General features: G+C 42.0%; 2 protein-coding genes. Both read left to right on the plus strand.

Features of this window, described 5'->3' with window-relative positions; genetic code table 11:
• On the plus strand, positions 1–2,956 hold a 2,956-nt coding region (locus tag H0W44_10685), incomplete at its 5' end, for an RHS repeat protein (protein ID MBA3582901.1).
• A gap of 22 nt (positions 2,957–2,978) precedes the next feature.
• The gene (locus H0W44_10690; GenBank protein MBA3582902.1) at positions 2,979–3,614 is read left to right on the plus strand and encodes a hypothetical protein; all 636 of its coding nucleotides are present in this window, start codon (positions 2,979–2,981) and stop codon (positions 3,612–3,614) included.
• Positions 3,615–3,758 lie beyond the last annotated feature (144 nt).

Below are 3,758 nucleotides of genomic sequence, written 5' to 3' on the forward strand. Positions count from 1 at the left end.
CAACAGCATTTACATCACCCGTAATGCGGTAGGGCATATACAAAGTATCGGTACGCAAGCCCGCACCATTAACATGACTTATGGCGCAAATAACTTCATTAATGAAATGCAAGACAGCATCGGTCGCACTGTGACACTTGCGTATAACAGTGATGATCGGATTGAAACGTTTACGGATTCAATGGAAGGTGAAACTCGTTTTACTTATGTTGGTGATGATGAGTTTGCTGCCGAAGCGCTATGTCCGCAACCCACATTCCAAGAACGCATTAAAACCATTCACTATCCAGGACGCGCAACACCAACGACTAACCATTATGGGCCGAGTCGCCGTGTATTGCGGCAAACAGGCCCTGATGGCGAACATCGCTTTATTTATAAAGTAACCGGCGCGTGTATTGTTAATATCAACAAACCTAACGAAAAATGTAGTGGAACGGCATGTCCTACTGAAGATAGTTGGGAGCATTATCAAGCGGGTTGGCGTATTTATGGCGGCCAAGTCATTGCTGCCACCGTCACCGATCCAAAATTACGTAGCCGTCATGTGCAGTTTAATGCGCGTGGCAATATTTTAGAAACAGAAGACGAGCAGGGTGGTCGCTTCATTCGTAAATTTGACAAAGATAATAATCTGATTCAATTAACGGACCCATTAGGCCGCATCACGCGTTTTGCCTATGACGACAAAGGCAATACGATTCGTACGATTGATGCGGACAACCGCATCACTGAATACAGCTACGATGCAAAATGGAATAAAGTGACTCACGTAGTGCGTTATCGACCTGACAATACCGTACTCACGTTAGCGCAGCTTCGTTATGACACTGCCAGCGGACGATTACTTGAAAGCACGGATGCCAATGGTAATGTGCAAATTTATAATTACACCGCTAAAGGCCAACTAAAACGTATTACTAATGCGCAAGGCAAAACCACTGAGCTAGCTTATAACGCACAAGGGGATCTCATCAGTCTTAAAAATCCATTGGGTCACACCGTACACTTCAAATCTGATGGGGTGGGTCGTACTATTCAAATCACGGATGCCTTAGGTTTTGCGAGTGATGTTACTTTGAATACGCGTAATCAGCATATCGAAGTTAAAGATCCTGCGGGTGGTTTGATTAAACTCGAATACGACGCGCGCGGTAATTTAGCGAAAGTATGGAATCAAAATAATCAATTGATTCAAACCAACACCTATGATGAAAAAGATCGTGCGCTTACCAGTACTGATGGGGCGAATAAAACGCAACACTTCACTTATGATCCTGCGGGCAATGTCGGCACGTATACTGATCGCCAAGGGCGCACGCTTCAGTACAGCTATGACAATAAAAACCAACGGGTTGAAACGCGTTACAGTGATGGCAGCACCAAAACCCGCAGTTACGACACTGTGGATCGCTTGAGTGCGATCACCGATAATAGCGGCACTATCAGTTATAGTTACGATAATCTAAATCGCGTCATTCAGGAAACCACTTCGCAAGGTAACATTAGCTATCGTTACGATGACTTAGGTCGTCGAATAGAAATGCAAACACCCTGGCAAACGATCAGTTATGCCTATGACGATAAAGGTAATTTAATCAGCATTCGCTATGGTGCCGATGAAGTAACTATTGCTTACGACACCTTGAATCGTCGCCGTCAATTAACGTATCCCAATGGCATTGTCGCTAATTACACATACGATGATGCCAGTCGCTTAACACAATTGAGTTATAAAAAAGGCAGCACCGTCGTAGAACAATTAAATTATGACTACGATGCAGCAGGCAATATCATTAAACGTGATCGTCATGCTGCAAGCACTAAACAAGCATCACCGCAACACGCTGATTACGATCTTAAAACCAATCGTTTAATTGCTTTAAAAGATAACGACAATAACATCATCGAGCGTTTCCAATACGACGACATGGGCAATATGATACAGCGAACTAATAGTTGTGGTACCACACAATTAACGTGGAATATCAAAAACCAACTGACTGATATTCAGGGCTTTAAACCCAACTGCGAAGCACTCACTGCAAGCTTTAGTTACGATGCTATAGGCCGCAGAACGGAAAGTACTATCAACAGCCACAGCACCCGTTATGTGCACGATGGCTTGGATGTTATCGCAGAACTGGGTACGACTAATGCGCATTATTTAAGAACGAACAACATCGACGAAGCTATCGCCCGTTACAGCGACAGCGGCGATCGCTATCTGCTTACTGATATGTTGGGCTCAACCCAAGCGCTGACGAATATAACCGGTCAAACCACCACCACGTATCGTTATAGCGCGTATGGCGAAACAGCGACGGAAGGTGAGAGTAGCGAAAATCCGACGCAATACACCGGACGCGAAAACGATGACACGGGATTGTATTATTATCGTGCGCGCTATTATGCGCCCGGTATTAATCGGTTTATTAGCAGTGATCCGATTGGGCTAAGAGGTGGGATGAATGTATACGGTTATGCTAATAATAATCCCATACGTCATAAAGATCCGTTGGGACTTGAAGTAACAATGAATTGTCGTCCGTTAGGCGGCGGCCTTGGTTGGACTGGGGCTAAGCATTGTTCGGTTATTATTTGGCATTATGAAATGGATAAATGCGGAGATATAAAAGAGGTTATTGACTCTCAATATTCTGTTTCATACGGTGATACTACACCTCTTCCGCAAGGATCCAGTGATTCCACTTATGTAGATGATACGACTGCTTTTGAATCAGGGGATGGTAACTATCGAATTGATGTACCATCTAATATGTCATCACAAGAATTTGATACTGCTGTTAAACAACAAGGCGATGCATATAATGCTGACTCGTATCGGCCAATTATGGGACCCAATTCAAACACAGCGGCAGATAATATCATTGAAGGAGCCGGCGGTATTGTCCCAAGCATTCCTGGAGCGGTTGCTCAGGATTATGGTGAGTAATTCAATCAATAGAGCACAGAATATGTTTATTAACAAAAAACACATCTTGATTTTTGCGGCGTTATGTATGGCTTCGTTTGTTGGTTGTACAGGAGAAATAAGAAATAGCGGGGAAATTTTTGGATTTAAAATTGGAATGTCAAAAATGGAAGTTTTGAATTTATTGAGAACCAATAAAGATATATCGCATGTATCTCCGGCCCTTGAAGATCGAGTATATGTGGCAAGTGATATGTTCTTTAAAGAAAAAAAGCTTGAAAAATTGTTAGAGAAAAAAGAAATCAGCCTATTAAGTAAGCGGTCGACATCAAAAACAATAGTTGTTTTTGATGAGTCATTAGTGAGTGATGTTTTTATTTTAAATAGTTATCGAGCAAAAAACGAGGAAAGTGATTTTGCAATTAAGAAAAGCATGTCTAAATCGGAAGTGAAAAAAGTTATTCTAAAAGCCTTTGCAAACGATGAGCTTACGTCAGTTGGTATTTATTTAGCTGATACACGTCCGCGAAAATTGGTTGATATTTTGGATGATGAATTTTATGAGCGAGATCATTGGAAGGTTGGTTTTAATTCAAGGCATGCTGTTATTGAGTTTCATTTTTTAAATGATAAATTGGAAAGGATTAATTACTCATGGTCTCCGGTGGAGCTTCCTTGAGTTGTGTCAAGACCAATGAATCAATGGGGCGGATTCAAGTAATAAGTGCACCACAACGGGTTTGGAATAAAAGGGTTAGTTGAGCTAACGTAAGCCTTTTACCCGACCAAAGGTGAAGTACTTATGAAACGTTATACTCAACTA

It is taken from the genome of Gammaproteobacteria bacterium, assembly GCA_013817245.1.
Classification (GTDB): domain Bacteria; phylum Pseudomonadota; class Gammaproteobacteria; order HTCC5015; family HTCC5015; genus JACDDA01.

Bases quoted from the DNA above. Each gene is read 5' to 3' on its own strand.
- H0W44_10690 (MBA3582902.1), top strand. From the start codon at position 2,979: ATGTTTATTAACAAAAAACACATCTTGATTTTTGCGGCGTTATGTATG.